General features: G+C 52.6%; 14 protein-coding genes and 1 tRNA gene. 5 read left to right on the top strand and 10 right to left on the bottom strand.

Annotation, left to right across the window (positions count from 1 at the left end):
• Positions 1–20: 20 nt before the first annotated feature.
• A complete protein-coding gene (gene kdgT, locus AC5JPW_RS13245; RefSeq protein WP_494240912.1) occupies positions 21–1,019 on the bottom strand; it encodes a 2-keto-3-deoxygluconate transporter in 999 nt (332 codons plus the stop codon).
• 705 nt (positions 1,020–1,724) lie between these two features.
• Here kdgT and proP point away from each other — a divergent pair.
• On the top strand, positions 1,725–3,227 hold the full coding sequence (proP, locus tag AC5JPW_RS13240) for a glycine betaine/L-proline transporter ProP (protein WP_494240910.1): 1,503 nt from the start codon (positions 1,725–1,727) through the stop codon (positions 3,225–3,227).
• Between the two features lie 37 nt (positions 3,228–3,264).
• On the opposite strand, the gene AC5JPW_RS13235 is transcribed toward proP, so the two are convergent.
• Together AC5JPW_RS13235 and AC5JPW_RS13230 are read right to left on the bottom strand one after the other, a co-directional pair.
• Entirely contained in the window at positions 3,265–4,227 is a 963-nt protein-coding gene (locus AC5JPW_RS13235; RefSeq protein WP_494240908.1) for a nickel/cobalt transporter, read from the bottom strand.
• A 136-nt stretch (positions 4,228–4,363) separates the two neighbouring features.
• Positions 4,364–7,015: an autotransporter family protein gene (locus tag AC5JPW_RS13230; protein WP_494240906.1), complete on the bottom strand. Its 2,652-nt coding sequence runs from the start codon at positions 7,013–7,015 to the stop codon at positions 4,364–4,366.
• 354 nt (positions 7,016–7,369) lie between these two features.
• Between AC5JPW_RS13230 and AC5JPW_RS13225 the strand changes: the two genes are divergently transcribed.
• The gene (locus tag AC5JPW_RS13225; protein WP_494240904.1) at positions 7,370–8,056 is read left to right on the top strand and encodes an alpha/beta fold hydrolase; all 687 of its coding nucleotides are present in this window, start codon (positions 7,370–7,372) and stop codon (positions 8,054–8,056) included.
• Here AC5JPW_RS13225 and AC5JPW_RS13220 read toward each other — a convergent pair whose 3' ends face one another.
• On the bottom strand, positions 8,057–8,422 hold the full coding sequence (locus AC5JPW_RS13220; protein WP_494240902.1) for a 5-carboxymethyl-2-hydroxymuconate Delta-isomerase: 366 nt from the start codon (positions 8,420–8,422) through the stop codon (positions 8,057–8,059).
• Positions 8,423–8,596: 174 nt separating this feature from the next.
• Positions 8,597–8,672, bottom strand: a tRNA-Phe gene (locus AC5JPW_RS13215).
• Positions 8,673–8,855: 183 nt separating this feature from the next.
• Here AC5JPW_RS13215 and AC5JPW_RS13210 point away from each other — a divergent pair.
• The gene (locus tag AC5JPW_RS13210) at positions 8,856–9,701 is read left to right on the top strand and encodes an AraC family transcriptional regulator (protein ID WP_494240900.1); all 846 of its coding nucleotides are present in this window, start codon (positions 8,856–8,858) and stop codon (positions 9,699–9,701) included.
• Positions 9,702–9,739: 38 nt separating this feature from the next.
• Positions 9,740–10,342, top strand: coding sequence for a LysE family translocator (locus AC5JPW_RS13205; protein ID WP_494240898.1), 603 nt, complete (start codon positions 9,740–9,742; stop codon positions 10,340–10,342).
• Here the strand turns inward: AC5JPW_RS13205 and AC5JPW_RS13200 are convergent, their stop codons facing one another.
• From AC5JPW_RS13200 to aspA, 5 genes are all read right to left on the bottom strand, one after another.
• Positions 10,343–10,918, bottom strand: a complete 576-nt coding sequence (locus AC5JPW_RS13200) for a transcriptional regulator (protein WP_494240896.1) — start codon at positions 10,916–10,918, stop codon at positions 10,343–10,345. It lies immediately after the preceding gene.
• A gap of 47 nt (positions 10,919–10,965) precedes the next feature.
• Positions 10,966–12,681, bottom strand: a complete 1,716-nt coding sequence (locus AC5JPW_RS13195; RefSeq protein WP_494240894.1) for a protein-disulfide reductase DsbD — start codon at positions 12,679–12,681, stop codon at positions 10,966–10,968.
• Entirely contained in the window at positions 12,657–12,980 is a 324-nt protein-coding gene (gene cutA / locus AC5JPW_RS13190) for a divalent cation tolerance protein CutA (RefSeq protein ID WP_494240892.1), read from the bottom strand. The genes AC5JPW_RS13195 and cutA overlap by 25 nt, the downstream gene beginning before the upstream one ends.
• An 81-nt stretch (positions 12,981–13,061) precedes the next feature.
• The gene (locus tag AC5JPW_RS13185; protein ID WP_494240890.1) at positions 13,062–14,363 is read right to left on the bottom strand and encodes an anaerobic C4-dicarboxylate transporter; all 1,302 of its coding nucleotides are present in this window, start codon (positions 14,361–14,363) and stop codon (positions 13,062–13,064) included.
• A gap of 100 nt (positions 14,364–14,463) precedes the next feature.
• Entirely contained in the window at positions 14,464–15,900 is a 1,437-nt protein-coding gene (gene aspA / locus AC5JPW_RS13180) for an aspartate ammonia-lyase (protein ID WP_494240889.1), read from the bottom strand.
• A 336-nt stretch (positions 15,901–16,236) separates the two neighbouring features.
• Between aspA and AC5JPW_RS13175 the strand changes: the two genes are divergently transcribed.
• Positions 16,237–16,707: an FxsA family protein gene (locus AC5JPW_RS13175; protein ID WP_494240888.1), complete on the top strand. Its 471-nt coding sequence runs from the start codon at positions 16,237–16,239 to the stop codon at positions 16,705–16,707.
• Positions 16,708–16,733: the final 26 nt, after the last annotated feature.

The raw sequence follows: 16,733 nt of genomic DNA, 5'->3' as shown, positions 1-16,733 counted from the left end.
CCCTGCATTAAACCCGCTTGTTAGTGCCCCACGGATTCTACCGGCTTTTCAGCTGCTTTCTCTGCAACCGGAATATTGCCAAACCGTTTTGCATAAAGTGCTGTGATAATTGGCACCAGAATTGCGGTAACAATCACGCTCGCGGCTACCAGTGCTGTTGCGGATGCAGCAACCGGTTCAAACGCCGGGTTGATCTGGGCAATGATCACCGGGTTAGCGACTGCCGCACCTGCCGCTGAGGAGGCTGCAACACCGGCTGTACCGTTACCCCCACCGATAACTTTGTCAGCAATAATCAGCGGAATACCCGTGATGATGATGACTGCAACACCCAGGAAGATACCGAGTAAACCAGTGTCGAGGATAACGCCCAGGTTAATGGTATTACCCAGCGCAAAACCGAAGAACGGGATCAGAACCGGTGTGGCTTTGCTGAAGAAGGCGCGCAGATCGTGATCAAGGTTACCCAGTGCGAAACCGATCAGGAAAGGCAGTACTGCACCGACAAAGTGATGAGGTTCAAAGGATGCCAGACCGGCCGAACCCAGAATGACCATCGTCATTAATGGACCGGATTCCAGGGACATCAAAACGAATGCGCCGGATTCTTCTTTGGAACCGTACTGGTTCATCAGGCTGGCGTAGAGACCGCCATTCGTCATATCCATAGCCGAAACGATAGCCAGTACCGAGATGCCAGCGAAGAAGCCGGTTTGAATGCCGCCTTCAGGGATAAACGACGCGGCAATCATTGCAACCACCCAGGCCACGGCAATTTTTGTGACCACCAGAGTACCGGATTTGCGTAACACAGTACCGGTTGCACGTAAGTCAATAGAGGCACCGATACAGAAGAACCATACCGCCAGAATTGGAACGGTACCGCCGATCATCCCTTTAGTGAAGGAACCAAAATAAGCACCTGTATTAGGTGCAAAGGTATTTAATACTGCCCCGAGCAGAAGCGGTATCAACATCATCCCGCCAGGGATACGCTCAATAGTAGCTTTGATTTTCATTATAAATCCTCACTTCTCATCATGTGGAATGACCGAGAAAAACCAGAAGTTAACTTTCAGATATTCAAATGGTTAAGTCGCTAAAGTCTTTTTGCCATTGACACTGGCCTGCACCATAGAGGCGAGGAATAGGGTCGGCTATGAATCTCGTTATCCTTAGCGGCGTTGTGCATGGGCGTATGATGCGATCTTTGGAATATTGATTCAATGAAAATAAAACAGTGTTTTAGTTATCTTCATCACATATTCCGTGTAAAGATTTATAAAGACTTCCGGTTATTAAAATTGTTGTGAAGAGGTTGTGAAAAACCAGGAGTTAAATACGGCTAGCAAAGTAATAGTAACAGCCGTTATCTGATGATGATTTTTGATATGAACTGAGATGATCTTATATTTTTTGAACAGGATTTCCCGTTAGATAAAACGCGGTTTCGGGAAAAAAGCATTTACGTTATGGAAACTGTGCCAGGTATCACATCGTTATTTAGTGTGAAGTTGATCACATTTTTAAACCCTGTTAGGGTAAAAAGGAGTCGTTCACTGCCCCAACAGGCGTCAACAGGTTCGGTTGTACAGGCTGTAACCAGCCCGTGGAAGTAAACCTGCTACGCTTGAATAAGGACGCTGCAAGATGCAGCGTAATACGCCTGGCGATGATGTGGAATTATGCCAGGCGGTTTTGGGCGAAAGTCAAAAGAGGAAACTATGTTAAAAAGGAAAAGAATTAAACCCATCACGCTGCGCGATGTGACCATTATTGATGACGGGAAATTGCGTAAGGCGATTACCGCAGCGTCGCTGGGCAATGCGATGGAATGGTTTGATTTTGGGGTATATGGTTTTGTGGCCTACGCACTCGGCAAGGTGTTTTTCCCTGATGCCGACCCCAGCGTACAGATGATTGCTGCTTTGGGTACGTTCTCCGTTCCCTTCCTTATTCGTCCCCTTGGCGGATTATTCTTCGGGATGCTCGGCGATAAATATGGCCGTCAGAAAATCCTCGCTATCACCATTGTTATCATGTCCGTCAGTACATTCTGTATTGGCCTTATTCCCTCGTATGCCTCAATAGGTATTTGGGCTCCGATTCTGCTGCTGATTTGTAAAATGGCGCAGGGGTTCTCTGTTGGTGGGGAATATACGGGCGCGTCCATCTTCGTTGCGGAATACTCACCGGACAGACGACGTGGCTTCTTAGGTAGCTGGCTGGACTTTGGCTCTATCGCAGGCTTCGTATTGGGTGCGGGTGTTGTTGTGCTCCTCTCCACGATTGTCGGTGAAGAGAACTTCCTCGACTGGGGCTGGCGTATTCCGTTCTTCCTGGCGCTGCCGTTGGGTCTGATTGGCCTCTATCTGCGTCATGCACTTGAAGAGACCCCAGCGTTCCAGCAGCACGTTGATAAGCTGGAGCAGGGCGACCGTGAAGGTTTGCAGGAAGGCCCGAAAGTCTCTTTCAAAGAGATTGCCACCAAGCACTGGCGTAGCCTGTTAACCTGTATTGGTCTGGTGATTGCGACTAACGTCACCTATTACATGCTTCTGACCTACATGCCGAGCTATCTGTCGCACAACCTGCACTATTCTGAAGACCATGGCGTGTTGATTATCATCGCTATTATGATCGGGATGCTGTTTGTCCAACCGGTAATGGGGCTACTGAGTGACCGCTTTGGCCGTCGTCCTTTTGTCCTTTTTGGCAGTGTGGCGCTCTTTGTACTAGCCATTCCGGCATTCCTGTTAATCAACAGTAACGTCATTGGACTCATTTTTGCGGGGCTGCTGATGCTGGCAGTGGTACTTAACTGCTTCACCGGCGTGATGGCATCTACGCTTCCGGCGATGTTCCCAACGCACATTCGTTACAGTGCGCTGGCCAGTGCCTTTAACATCTCCATCCTTGTTGCGGGTCTGACGCCAACGCTAACCGCCTGGATGGTTGAGACCACGTCTGACCTGATGATGCCAGCTTATTATCTGATGGTTGTGGCGGTCATTGGCCTGATTACCGGTATCACGATGAAAGAGACGGCGAACAAGCCGTTGAAAGGGGCAACGCCTGCGGCATCGGATATTCAGGAAGCGAAAGAGATTCTGCGTGAGCATCACGACAACATTGAGCAGAAAATCGAAGATATCGACAAAGAGATAGCGGACCTGCAGGAGAAGCGTACACGGCTTGTTCAGCAGCATCCGAAGATTGATGAGTAAATGAAGAAGCCCGGTGAGAACCGGGCTTCTTTATGCACTAGCAGCCAGCCGCAATATAGTCGCCGTTGGCGCTGACCGGGATCACGGTTAAAAACAGCACTACGGCGAAGAGGATAAGTGCCACGCCTCCGGCAATGCGAAACGCCGGAAGCAGCCAGGGGAATTGCCCTGACTCCTGATTAAAGAAGGTTGCGGTGCTGTTGCGGGCATAGCGCACCGCCAGCGACAGCCCCATAATCGACAGCGCGGTGCCCAACGACATGGTCATCACCGCCGCCATTCCCCAAGTCACAATCCCCAGCGCGTTAGAGAACAAAAGGATCATGATGGCTCCGCTGCACGGGCGTGCACCGATAGCCAGAATGACACCGAGGCGCGTTTTCCAGTCACCTTGAGCACTGACGCCCACACCATGATGCCCGCAGCCACAATCTTCTGTATGGCTATGTTCATGCCCGAGCGGGCGTAGACCCGTTATCTTCAGCTTTTGCGGTTTTAAGGCTTTGGCGGTCTGCCAGATTAGCCAGCAGCCGAAGCCGCCAATCATCACTGCACTGATTTTCTCCACGTACCAACGACTTTCGCTGAGATCGCCCGAGGCGAGATTGAACCCCACTGCCAGAATAAAGACGAACAGGATGGCGCTAACCCCTTGCATCAGGCTCCCCAGGAAGGGAATGACGCGCGCGGCGGTCTGGCTCTCTTTGTTGGTCGTAAGATAAGTCGCCACGATGAATTTACCGTGCCCTGGTCCGATGGCGTGCAGTACGCCATAAAAAAAGGCGCCAGTGATGAGCCAAAGCCCGCCGCTGTATTGATGGTTATTGAGCTGGAGCAGGTACATCACCAGATAGCGATGTAGCGTGATCTGTGTGTTCAGGCACCACTGTAAAAAATCACCCCAATGGGTATGAAGAGTGAGGGCGGTGCTGACGATGAGCAGTACCAGCGCGATAGCGCCCGGTACTCGCCAGTGGCGGGTCAGGGTTTGCGTCGTCATAGATCCAGACTGAATGGGAGAACCATAAGCGCAGTATAGGTGCCGGTTTGGGTTAGCTCCAGAGAACCGGTTATGACGAAATGTGTGCGTGGGGCATAAAAAAACGGGAGCCATATTGGCTCCCGTTGGGGAGGTATCAGAAGGTTTTGCGCAGACGAACACTGAAGGTATGGGCCTGATAACGCTCTCCGGCCTGCACGTCATAACGTGCGTCGAGGGTCAGATCCTGTGCGTTATACAAGGTACTCCCGATTGCAATCCCGGCCATATCTTTCACCGGAGCCGCGCCCTTGGTGGTGAACTGCGTTTCGCCAATAGAGTCGGCACCAAAGGTCGCGGTACTGCTCATCTGGCGGTCATCATACTGATGAATCCACGATGCCTGCACGAACGGCGTCAGATTGCCAAGGCGCGTGTTAAAGGTTTTTTCCACGCGAGCGCCAATGTCGCTGGTCACCGACTGGCTGTGGCTGCTGCCGACATTCAGTGCCATGCCGTTTCCGCCGGTCTCTTTGTAGCTATCAATGTGCTGATAACCGTAAGCGAGTGTCGCCATCGGGGTCAGGATGACATCAGCAGGCAGCGTGAGCGGGTAGCCCACTTCCGTCTGCAACGTGACTGACTGACCGTTGTACTTGCCGTTAGCGCGACCGGAGAAGCCGGTAAATTCAGCATTACGCGTTGAATTATAGCTTTGGCGGTTCACCCCGGCAGACAGGTTCAGGTACCACGGATTACCGGTATAGCCTGCGTAACCAATCACACCATAGTTATCGGCGGTCGAACGATCGTTACTCAGGTTGTCAGTGCCACGAACAGAAGTGTTGCTGTAGTTGAATGCCGTGCCTGCGCGCCAGTTGTCGCCCAGCGCACGATCGACACCGAGCATGAGGCCACCGAACTTCGCTTTATAGCCACTGACATTGCTGCTACTGTCCTGACGCGCGAAACCACCAAACGGTTGGCCCCAGAATGCCCACTCATCGTATGCATCACCTGTTGCTACACCGCTGGTTGCCGTTGTTTGGCTACTGCGTACGGAGTTCATGCGGTTGCCAACGACCGTCATGGCTTTGGTCACTGCGGTACCGGTTGCAGCGCTGGCGTTGATGTTCTGGCTTGAGGACAACTGCTCACCGGCGCGGTTCGCTTCCGTTGTGCTATCGATAGCCAGCGATGCGTTGTAGAGCTCCAGCAGTTGCGGCGATATGCCGGAGTACTGCGTCAGCCCGCTCAGTGTGGCTGCTGCACCCTGTTTGTTGGCCAGGTTGCGCAGGGCTGACTGTTTAGGAGGCTGTACTGGTGTGCTAACTTCCTGCGAGACCACTGGGGCTTCTGTCAGGCTTAACACCAGGGCGTTGTGTGTACCATCGTTATATTCGGTTCCCTTTACTGCACCGTTGTAACCTTCGGCACGGTATTTCAGCGTGCTGGCGTTGTACTGAGTGTCGGCGCTATTGGCGCTGATGACGACGTAACGCTGACCGGTAGCAAACTGGTAGGTATTGCCTGAACGTGCCAGGGAGATACGTGAGCCCGGGTCGATCGTCGCAGAACCGTTCACTGTCAGACGCCCGTAACCTGCCGCAGTCGCTGTATTATCAGAGGCGGCAGCGCCATCGTTCACGCCCAGGAGCAGCGAAGCACCTGCGTTCTGGTGGTAGTTACCGAAGATGATCAGTGGCGCATTAACCTGAAGTTTCGCCGCGTCATTGAGCACAGTGGCGCCGTTGGCATAAATGTGATCATTAAGCAGTAAGGAGCCGGAGCTGAAGGTGACATTGGCACCATTGGCGAAGATATAACCTGTGGTGTCTGGGGTGTAGCCCGTCAGCACGCCCTGAGTATTGGTTCCACCGGAGATGATGATCGCCGTTGAACCATAGTTAGAGATATTTCCGGCAATAGTACCGCTGTTTGTAATCTTAAGTGGATTACTAAATCTATTGTTATTATAAAGATAGATAGCTTGTGGCGCTTTAATTAGGCCGCTATTAATGATCTCGCCAATTGCGTTTAGTCTTGTGCTATCACTTAAAATAGCAAAGTTATTACTGCTAATTGTGCCACTATTTGTTATTGAGCTAATCGTTCCGAAATTTCGAATGGCAACACTTCCGCCAATCACACCGCTGCTATAAGTGGAAGAAATAGTTCCTGTGTTTACGATGGAATCAATTGTGCCAGAGTTATAAATAGCGCCATCACCTGACTGACCATTACTGTTATTAGAAATGGTACCATCGTTTTCAAGAGATGAAATATATCCGTTATTATACATGCCGATAGCACCAATAATAGTGCCATTGGTTTTGTTCTTCAGCGTGGTGAGGCTTCCATAATTATAAATGGCGTAGCCATAGTTGCTGCTATTGGCGTCACCAATGACACCGCTATTGCTGATGAGATCAGTCTGGCTGCCGCTTTCAAGGTAGATTGCACCCGTGGTCGTGGCGTTGGCGATAGTCCCGCTGTTATCGATAGTACCAATTGTTCCGGTGTTATATACCGAATATCCGTTGGTGCCAGAAATGGTGCCAGCGTTATTTAATTCGCGTAGATTTCCATCGTAAGTCACTTCTACGGCAGCAAATCCTGGGGCAATCAATGAACCCTGGTTGGTAATATTTAAATTATCAAATGAATAAGAAATCTCACGACTGGTACCAACGGCTGTGCTAATGGTTTCGCTTGTTGGAATGGCGTGAGCATATGTCGCCAGCAATCCTTGCGCAGAGGTTAGTGCCACCAGCAAAGAACCATGCTGGCCAATTCGTAATTTCTTCATGATGTACCGTTGCGATATTATTTTAGAAAAAGTTCCTGGTGCTGGTGAATTTGGATCTCAGATTCGTCTGATTTTTATCCGGGTCCAGAATATACATTTGCTTGCAAAAAACACAATCAGTGCTACATGATGCTTTAGCACTACTACAAGCGCTAAAATTGTCTTTTTTCCCATAATAAAACCCTGCAAAGAGAGGGCGTAATGCGTAATAAACCTGGAGAAAGAGTAAGTCTTTTATTGATTGCTATAGCTTTTCTTTTAAGCGGATGTGGTACTACCAATCGGCAGGCAGATGTAGATGCGCTCACAAAAATAACTGGTCTTACCAGTGAAAATTTACAAACTAAGACCTTTGTGCTACGCGCCTTAAGTAAAACTGCAGCGCCCGTTAATATTCTGCGGGTTTACATCGAGGGTGATGGGTTTGCCTGGGTTAACAGAACGACCCCTTCAAGTGACCCGACACCGCGTAATCCGGTAGGACTCAAACTTGCGGCGGCCGACTCTTCTGCCAACGTGCTTTATCTGGCGCGCCCCTGCCAGTTTACCGATCTTCCCATGTCCGCAGCCTGTACCACTCCTTTATGGACGAGCAAACGCTTCGCACCTGAAGTGGTGGATGCGATGAATGAAGCGCTCACAAAGTTTGTCAGTCGCTATCCGGGTGTGCAGTTAGAGCTGGTGGGGTATTCGGGTGGGGCCACGATTGCGGCACAGCTGGCGGCACGCCGTCACGATGTGCGTTCGTTACGCACCGTGGCCGGGAATCTGGATGTGGCTTACGTCAATGAGTTGCATCATGTCACACCGATGCCTGAGTCGCTCAGCGCAATAGATGTGGCAACAGAGTTGTCTGCGTTGCCGCAAGTGCATTTTAGCGGTACGAAAGACACCACCGTGCCCACATCCGTGACGAGACGCTTTCAGCAAGCTGTGGGCAGCCGTTGCGCGCAGGTGGTGGAAGTGGCGGGGATGGAACATGGCTCAGACTGGGCAGCGCGCTGGCCGACGTTGCTCGCTACGCTGCCACAGTGTCAGTGATTACGGGTTAACGATCACTTTGTGGTAGTTCTCTTTATCAATATCGCCAATCTCAACGGTGATGCTGGTTTCTAAGCCGTCCTCAACGGAGAAGTGTTCAGCCGCCTGCGCCAGCACAATATCGGCAGCGGCTTTCTTCACTTCCGGGCTGCGCCCTGGCAGCATGCGGAAATCGATTTGCAGGAAGGCTTTGTCGGCATTGCCGGCACCCGAAACGTAGCGAGCCACGGGAACAAAGAAGGTTTTGAAATTGCCGACGTCGGTGATAACCACGGGAGCCAGCAGGGTATGGATTTTCTGTGCGAAGGCTTCGAGTTTGTCCTGTGCGGGCAGGTTGGCGGTGTAGTGCATGAGAATATTTGGCATGGGATTTCCCTGTATTAAGCAGGCTTTTATGTATACGTCAGGTGATTACGTGAAGGCAAGCGAGGGCAGGGAGCAGGAAGGGTTAACCAGGTATCAGGGATAAGATTTGGGCAAATGGTGGAGTGGATTCTCCAAAAGCAAAAAACCCGCCATAGGCGGGTTTCTTTAAATGAGTGGTGCCCGGACTCGGAATCGAACCAAGGACACGGGGATTTTCAATCCCCTGCTCTACCGACTGAGCTATCCGGGCAACGGGGCGCATTAAACCTTAATCGCTGTAAGGCGTCAACTTTATTTCAAAAAATGCTGTTCAGTTGCTCAACTTTGCGGCAGTCTGAGCGATTCTGCGCCATATAGCGGCGTATTGCACAAATCTTCCAGATTTTTTCCCCGCATGAAGGTAAAGCTGTTTTCGGTGGATTTCGGAGGCAATATGGCAAATGACTGGCTGGAGTTGCGACAACACGCAGATACCGGCATCGAAACAATACGCGCCCACTTTGAGGGGCATGCCTACGATCCGCACTGGCACGACAGCTATCTGGTCGGTATCACTCTGAGTGGTACCCAGGAGTTTCATTGCCGCCGCGAACGCCACCGCAGCGTGCCGGGTGATGCTTTCTTGCTGGAACCCGGTGAAATTCATGATGGTGACGCACCCGTAGAAGGGGGCTTTACCTATCTGACGTTCTACCTCGATGAAAACTGGCTGAACACCACCTTGCGTGGATTATATGATTCGGTGCCTTCGAGTTATTCATTGCATTTTTCCCGTACGATGGCGCGTGAACCATTGCTTGCCGGCGCCATTTCACAAACGTTTCATTCCCTGCATGGTGAAGAGATGCGCATCGTGCAGCAGAGCGCGATGGACAATCTACTTGGGCAACTGACGCAGCACACGCAATGGCGAAAGCGCCTGCCGTCACAGTTGCAAAGTGCTGCGGTGGCTCATCGTGCACGTGATTATTTGCACGCGTATATAGGAGAGAATATTGGCCTGTCGGATCTGGCGCGGGAAACGGGCACCGACCGCTTCACGCTGACGCGCTGCTTTAAGCGCGAGTTTCACCTCTCCCCGCATGCCTGGCTTATTCAGCTTCGCCTTGCCAGTGCCCGCAGTCGGCTGGCGCGAGGAGAGCAGCCTGCGAGCGTGGCGGCCGCATTGGGTTTTGCTGACCAGAGTCACCTTGGGCGCTGGTTCCAGCGCGCTTATCGACTCTCTCCGGCCCATTACCGGAAACTTTGCACAAATCTTCCAGACGACGTCAGTAAATAGAGCGAAAGTCACAGCACGGAGAATAAGGAGTCCCGACTGTGCATACCCTCTACACTTACCTGCCGTTCCTGCTTTTTGCCTTTGTGGCGTCGATAACCCCCGGCCCGACTAACATCCTGATCCTCGCCAGCAGTCAGCGCTATGGCGTAAAGGCAACCTTTCCTGCGGTAATGGGGGCCTGCGTGGCGGCGAGCCTGATTGTCTTTATTTCTGGTGCGGGGGCAGGCGAAATTCTGCGCGATTACCCGTTGGTACGTGAGGCGATGAGCTGGACGGGTGCGCTGTGGTTAAGCTGGATGAGCTGGCAACTGTTTATCGCCCCGGCCGCCAATCTGCACGGCAGCGCCGGAGAGCCGTTCAGCGGTAAATCGGCCGCCATGTTGCAACTCATCAATTCAAAGACCTGGATGATGGCGCTGGCGATTGTCAGCCTGTTCGCGCCAGCAGGCGCACACCCGCTGCGGGATGTCTCGCTGCTGTCGCTGAGCTTTCTGCTGATCTCCATTCTTTGTCTTTGCGCCTGGACGCTGCTCGGCAAAGCGGTCAATCGACTGTTTCGTACTGCTGCATCACTGGTTATCTTTCAACGGGTGATGGCGCTCTGTCTGCTGTTGTCTGCCTGGATGGGCTTTATCAGCTGATCAGGTTAGTGCGCCGCCCTGGCGGCAGCAGGCGAATCGCAGAATATCTTCCGCCAGCCGCTGGGCCGTATCGACATCGGCCTGGCTGCGATTGACCAGCATCCGGCTCAGGCAGCCTTCCAGCACCAGTTCCATCTGCTTAGCAACCATCGTGGGGTCATCCACTTCCAGTTGAGTCAGCAGTTCGTGGGTGAAGGCAAAAGCGGCTTGTTTTTGCTGCTCAGCCAGTTGATGCACCGGGTGATCGCGATCCGGGTAGAACGTACAGGCGGCAATGAACAAGCAACCAGGGTAACGATTGTTGCTCACGCATTCGGTCAATGCGCCATAACGGGCCAGCAGTTTTTGCTCTTTAGTCAGCTCTTCATTGAGCAACAACTGCCTGCGCCAGATGTCGACCTGTTGGCTGAGATGGCGCAGTGCGTCATAAAACAGGGCCTCTTTATCCGGCCAGAAGCGCTGGAACTCATCCAGCGGATAATTAATACGTTCGGCGACCATTTCCGGCGTGGTATCAGCAATCCCTTTCAATTCAAATAATTGAAGCGTCTGATTTAAAACATCTTCACGTTGCACGGTGAACTCCTCCGTCTTGATAAATCCGCTTCCCCACCAAGTGTTGTTTATGGTGCCAGATTGCGCAAATGCGTGGCAAAGGCGCTGGCGTCCATAAAGCCGGTCACCCGCTCAACCGGATGCTGCTGGCCTAGGGCGTTGAAAAACACAATGGTGGGCAAACCCAGAACCTGTAAATGTTGCAGCAGGGCTTGATCCTGCGCGTCATTACGTGTCACGTCCGCCTGCAGTAAAAGCGTGTTTTGCAGGGCTGCTTGTACCTGTTTATCGCTAAAGGTGTATTTCTCGAACTCTTTGCAGGCCACGCACCAGTCGGCATAGAGATCGAGCATGACCGGGCGGCCATTCGCCTGCGCCAGTGCCTGATTCAGGTCATCCACGGTTTTGATGGTGGTAAACGGCAGATGGGCCTGGCTTTCCGCTACAGGCTGTCCGAACGCCCAGTCCTGTAACGGACGCGCGCTGACCAGCGCAGCACCGAGCAGGATGATTTGCAGGATGCGCATCACCGGACGGGTTGTGCCGAGACTGGCGATAAACGCCCAGCCGAAGAACGCTACGCCGAGCAGCGACCAGAGACGCAGTCCCCAGTCGTCACCCAGAACACGCTCAAGCAGGAACACCGGCAGGGCGAGGATCACGAAGCCAAAGGCGATTTTGACCTGCGCCATCCACGGGCCGCTCTTTGGCAATAGCCGATTGCCAAACACTGTCACCAGAATCAGCGGCAGTCCCATCCCCAGCGCATACAAATAAAGCGTGCCGCCACCAAGCCACAGATTACCGCTCTGGGCGATGTAGAGCAGGATGGCGCTCAGCGGCGCGGTGGTGCAGGGGGAGCAGATAAGCCCGGCGATGGCTCCCATGGCAAAGACACCGACTGCGGAACCGCCTTGCTGGCGATTGCTCATGAGCGTCAGGCGGGTTTGTAGGGAAGAGGGCAGTTGCAGGGTGAACAGGCCGAACATTGACAGGGCCAGCAGGATAAAGACGACTGACAGGCCGATAAGCACGTAGGGGTGCTGGAGTGCTGCCTGGAACTGTAACCCAGCAGCGGCAACCACAAGGCCAAGTGCAGTGTAGGTCAGCGCCATACCCTGGACGTAGATAAAGGCAAGCCCGAGCGCACGCGCTGTTGAGAGGCGCTGCTTACCGCCAAGCACGATGCCGGAAATCAGCGGGTACATCGGCAGCACGCACGGCGTGAAGGCGACACCTATGCCGATGAGCAGCGCCCAGAGCGCAGAGAATGGCAGGGCAGTGGAGTCGGGGTCGCTATCGCTCCTCACCCCAGCCCTCTCCCCCAAGGGGAGAGGGGGAACAGATTGGGCGCTGGCTTTCACCTCACTCAACGGGATCACTTTCGTTTCTGGCGGGTAGCAGAACCCGGCGTCGGCACAGCCCTGGTAGGTGATCGTCAGCGTCGCGCCTTTTGCCGCCTGGCTAATCGCAACCGGCAGGTTTAACCGTTGGCGGTAAATCTCACTCTTGCCGAAAAACTCATCCTCATGGGACTCTCCCGTTGGTAACGGCAACGGACCAACGTCCGCCTGCGTGGGGGTCACCTTGATTTGCTGACGATAGAGGTAGTAGCCCTCTTTTATCTGCCAGTTGAGGTTGAGGTCGCTCTTCTGCTGCTGGAAATCGAACATAAATGCCCGATCCGCAGGCACAAAATCCGAGCGTCCGGGCGCGTCAAACAGCCCGGCAAGGGCAGGTGTACTGCATAACAGCAGAATCAGCGTAAAGATGCGTTGAGCCATGAGAGGTAGTCAAAGTCTCCGTGAGTGACCGGTAAAGCGAGCAATTCCGGGGTCTGGTAAGGGTGATGCGATTTGATACAGGCGAAGAGATCTTCCAGATGGGCGACATCGGTTTTGAGCAGCAATTGCACTTCGTATTCCTGCTCCAGCTTCCCTTCCCAGTAATACATTGAGGTTGCACCAGGGAGAATCGTCACACAGGCTGCGAGCTTATCGGCGAGCACTTTTGCCGCCAGCTCCTGAGCGGTGGCTTCATCCGGGGCGGTGCAGAGTACAACAACAGCGTCAGGCGTGTTCATCGTTAACCTCTTCTCAGCGAAAAGGGGACTATACCACGCGCAATAAAATCGGGCCGCCGTGCGGCCCGGTTTTAACAAGTTTTACATCAGAATGCCGCCAATTACGAAGCCTAGCAGCACGCAGAGCGAAATGGCGATCACCCCAGGGACCAAAAATGCATGGTTAAAGACATACTTACCAATGCGTGTTGAACCTGTGTCATCCATTTCTACCGCCGCCAGCAGCGTGGGGTAGGTTGGCAGAACAAACAGTGCCGAGACTGCCGCAAAAGAGGCAACGGCTGTCAATGGGCTGACGCCCAGTAGCAGAGCCGCAGGCATCAGCGCTTTGGTGGTAGCAGCCTGCGAATAAAGTAGCGTTGAAGCGAAAAAGAGCACTACCGCCAACAGCCACGGATAGCTGTTCAACAGATTGCCCGCTACGGTCTGGATATCCTGAATGTGGTTTTTGACGAAGGTATCACCCAACCAGGCAACGCCGAGTACGCAGATACAGGCGCTCATGCCGGATTTAAAGGTGCTGGCATTGAGGATCTCACCGGTATCAATTTTACAGGTCAGGCAAATCAGCGTGGCAATGGTCAGCATAAACACCACAATGGCTTCGTTACGCGGCAGAACCGGGTTGGCAATCAGGCCAACGTTCGGGCTGATTGCCGTCGCGTAGAGCATCACGGCAATAATCCCGATTAAAAACAGCATAACCGAGCGTTTGGCATGTGGTTTGAGCTCGAACACCTGGCTACCACGCAGTTTCACTTCGCCCTTCGCCAGACGCTCCTGATAAACCGGATCGTTTTTCAGTTCGGCACCCAGGAAGTTACAGACCACAGCAGTCAGCATGACAGCAATCAGCGTGACCGGAATACAGATAGCCAGCAGCGTCAGGTAGCTCACCCCCAGCGGCTCCAGAATTCCGGCAAAGAAGACCACAGCGGCGGAGATAGGCGAGGCGGTAATGGCAATTTGCGAGGCCACAACGGCGATGGAGAGCGGACGTGACGGGCGAATACCCTGCTCTTTTGCCACTTCCGTAATCACCGGCAGCGTGGAGAACGCCGTGTGCCCTGTGCCTGCCAGAATGGTCATAAACCAGGTGACCAGCGGGGCGAGAAAAGTAATATATTTCGGATGGCGGCGCAGCATTCGTTCCGCCAGACTCACCAGGTAATCCATCCCTCCCGCCACTTGCATCGCGGCAATGGAGGCGATAACTGCCATGATGATTTCAATAACGTCGAAGGGTATTGCCCCAGGTTTGATTTGGAAAAAGAGGGTGAGTACAAGCACCCCGAAACCACCGGCAAAACCAATGCCGATGCCGCCGAGTCTGGCCCCCAGGTAAATAGCAAGCAGGACGAGTACGAGTTCTGCAGCAAACATAATTGCCTTCCTTGTTGATGAAGTGAGATTGAATTTTTTCTACTGAAGGCCAAAAAAAAGGCACGTCAACTGACGCGCCTTCCTGTTTTAGCCGCCAGTGTTACTGTTCGCTTTCATCGGTGTAACGCTTGGCTTTGTACGCCGGATGCATCAGGTTCTGGGCGGAGAAGATGTCGTCCAGTTCTGCTTCGGTCAGCAGGCCACGCTCCAGTACCACTTCACGTACGCTCTTGCCCGTTTCGGCGCAAATTTTGCCGACGATGTCGCCATTATGGTGACCAATAAACGGGTTGAGGTAAGTGACGATGCCGATGGAGTTATAGACATATCCCTCACAGACCGACTTGTTGGCGGTAATGCCGTTCACGCATTTTTCCAGCAGGTTGTAGCAGGCGTTGGTCAGAATATGGATTGACTCAAACATCGCCTGGCCAATCACTGGCTCCATGACGTTCAACTGCAACTGACCGGCTTCGGAAGCCATGGTGACGGTAATGTCATTGCCGATGACCTTGAAGCAGACCTGGTTCACCACTTCTGGCACTACCGGGTTAACTTTGGCCGGCATGATGGACGAGCCCGCCTGCAATTCCGGCAGGTTAATCTCGTTCAGCCCGGCACGTGGACCAGAGGAGAGCAGGCGCAGGTCGTTACAGATTTTGGACATCTTCACGGCGAGACGTTTAAGTGCACTGTGCACCATCACGTAAGCGCCGCAGTCGGAGGTGGCTTCAATCAGATCTTCTGCTGGTACGACGGGCAGGTTGCTGACTTCAGCCAGTTTCTGAACAGCCAGTTGCTGGTAGCCGTCTGGGGTATTCAGACGCGTACCGATCGCCGTCGCGCCGAGGTTCACTTCCAGCAGCAATTCGGAGGTGCGCAGCAGGTTTTTGGTCTCTTCTTTGAGTAATACATTGAACGCGTGGAATTCCTGACCGAGGGTCATGGGGACAGCATCCTGCAACTGAGTGCGGCCCATTTTCAGGATTTCACGGAACTCATCAGCTTTATGTTCAAAGCCATCACCCAATTGATTTATTGCATCAATCAGTTTCAGCACAGAGGTGTAAACCGCAATACGGAAACCGGTCGGGTAGGCGTCGTTGGTGGACTGGCACTTGTTTACGTGGTCGTTCGGATTGAGGTACTGGTACTCACCCTTCTGGTGGCCCATCAACTCAAGGCCAATGTTCGCCAGCACTTCATTGGTGTTCATATTCACCGAGGTTCCTGCTCCGCCCTGATAGACGTCGACCGGGAACTGGTCCATACATTTGCCGTTGTTAAGGACTTCATCACATGCTGCCACGATGGTATTCGCAATGCTCTTCGGGATGGTTTGCAGCTCTTTGTTTGCCAGAGCAGCCGCTTTTTTTACCATCACCATGCCACGGACAAATTCCGGGATGTCGCTGATTTTGCTATTACTTATGTAGAAGTTTTCAATCGCTCTAAGAGTATGTACACCATAGTAGGCATCCGCTGGAACTTCCCTTGTACCCAACAAATCTTCTTCGATACGAATGTTGTTTAACATGTGAACCTTCTTTTTCAAGCTACGAATGAATGCACCAAACACACAGTAGATATGTGGTTATGTGTTATTACTGACCGACGATTATCTCCTTTATCGACCAGATACTCGCGATCATATTCTGATTACGGCGAATTGCCGTAATCTGGATCACTTATTATCTTAGCTGCTTTAGCAGAATCATTAATCTGTGAAATGAGTCACCCCAGCGTATCGCTTGAAAAAATAGTTGGTGAAAAAATTGAATTTTGCCCAGGTCATCACCATCTCATCTGTATGCGAATCGCAAACCATATTCGACGGCTGCCAGAGGCGACCGTCCGTTAACAGGAGATGCCAGTGCGCTGGATACCGCTAATAGCTATTTTTTTGTACGTTTACATTGAGATTTCGATTTTTATTCAGGTCGCCCATGTCTTTGGCGTCCTGATGACTCTGATTCTGGTGATTTTCACCTCGGTCATTGGTATGTCGCTGGTGCGTAATCAGGGGTTCAAAAACTTCCTGCTGATGCAGCAGAAGCTGGCGGAAGGGGAAAGTCCGGCAGCAGAGATGATCAAAAGCGTCTCGCTGATCATTGCCGGTCTGCTGCTGGTGTTGCCAGGGTTCTTCACTGACCTGTTGGGCTTGTTACTGCTGTTACCACCGGTACAAAAACTACTGACGCTGAAACTGATGCCGCATCTGCGTTTTGCCCGTATGCCGGGCGGTGGTTTTAGCGCGGGCCCTGGCGCGGGTAACACATTTGAAGGTGAATTCCAGCGCAAAGACGAACAGCACGATCGCCTGGATAATAAAGACGATCGTTAACCGTTGTGTTGAGAACGAAGCCCGCC

The organism is Phytobacter sp., from assembly GCF_059074235.1.
The sequence above is the reverse complement of the archived record's forward strand: the minus strand, read 5'-3'. Positions and strand labels throughout refer to the sequence as shown.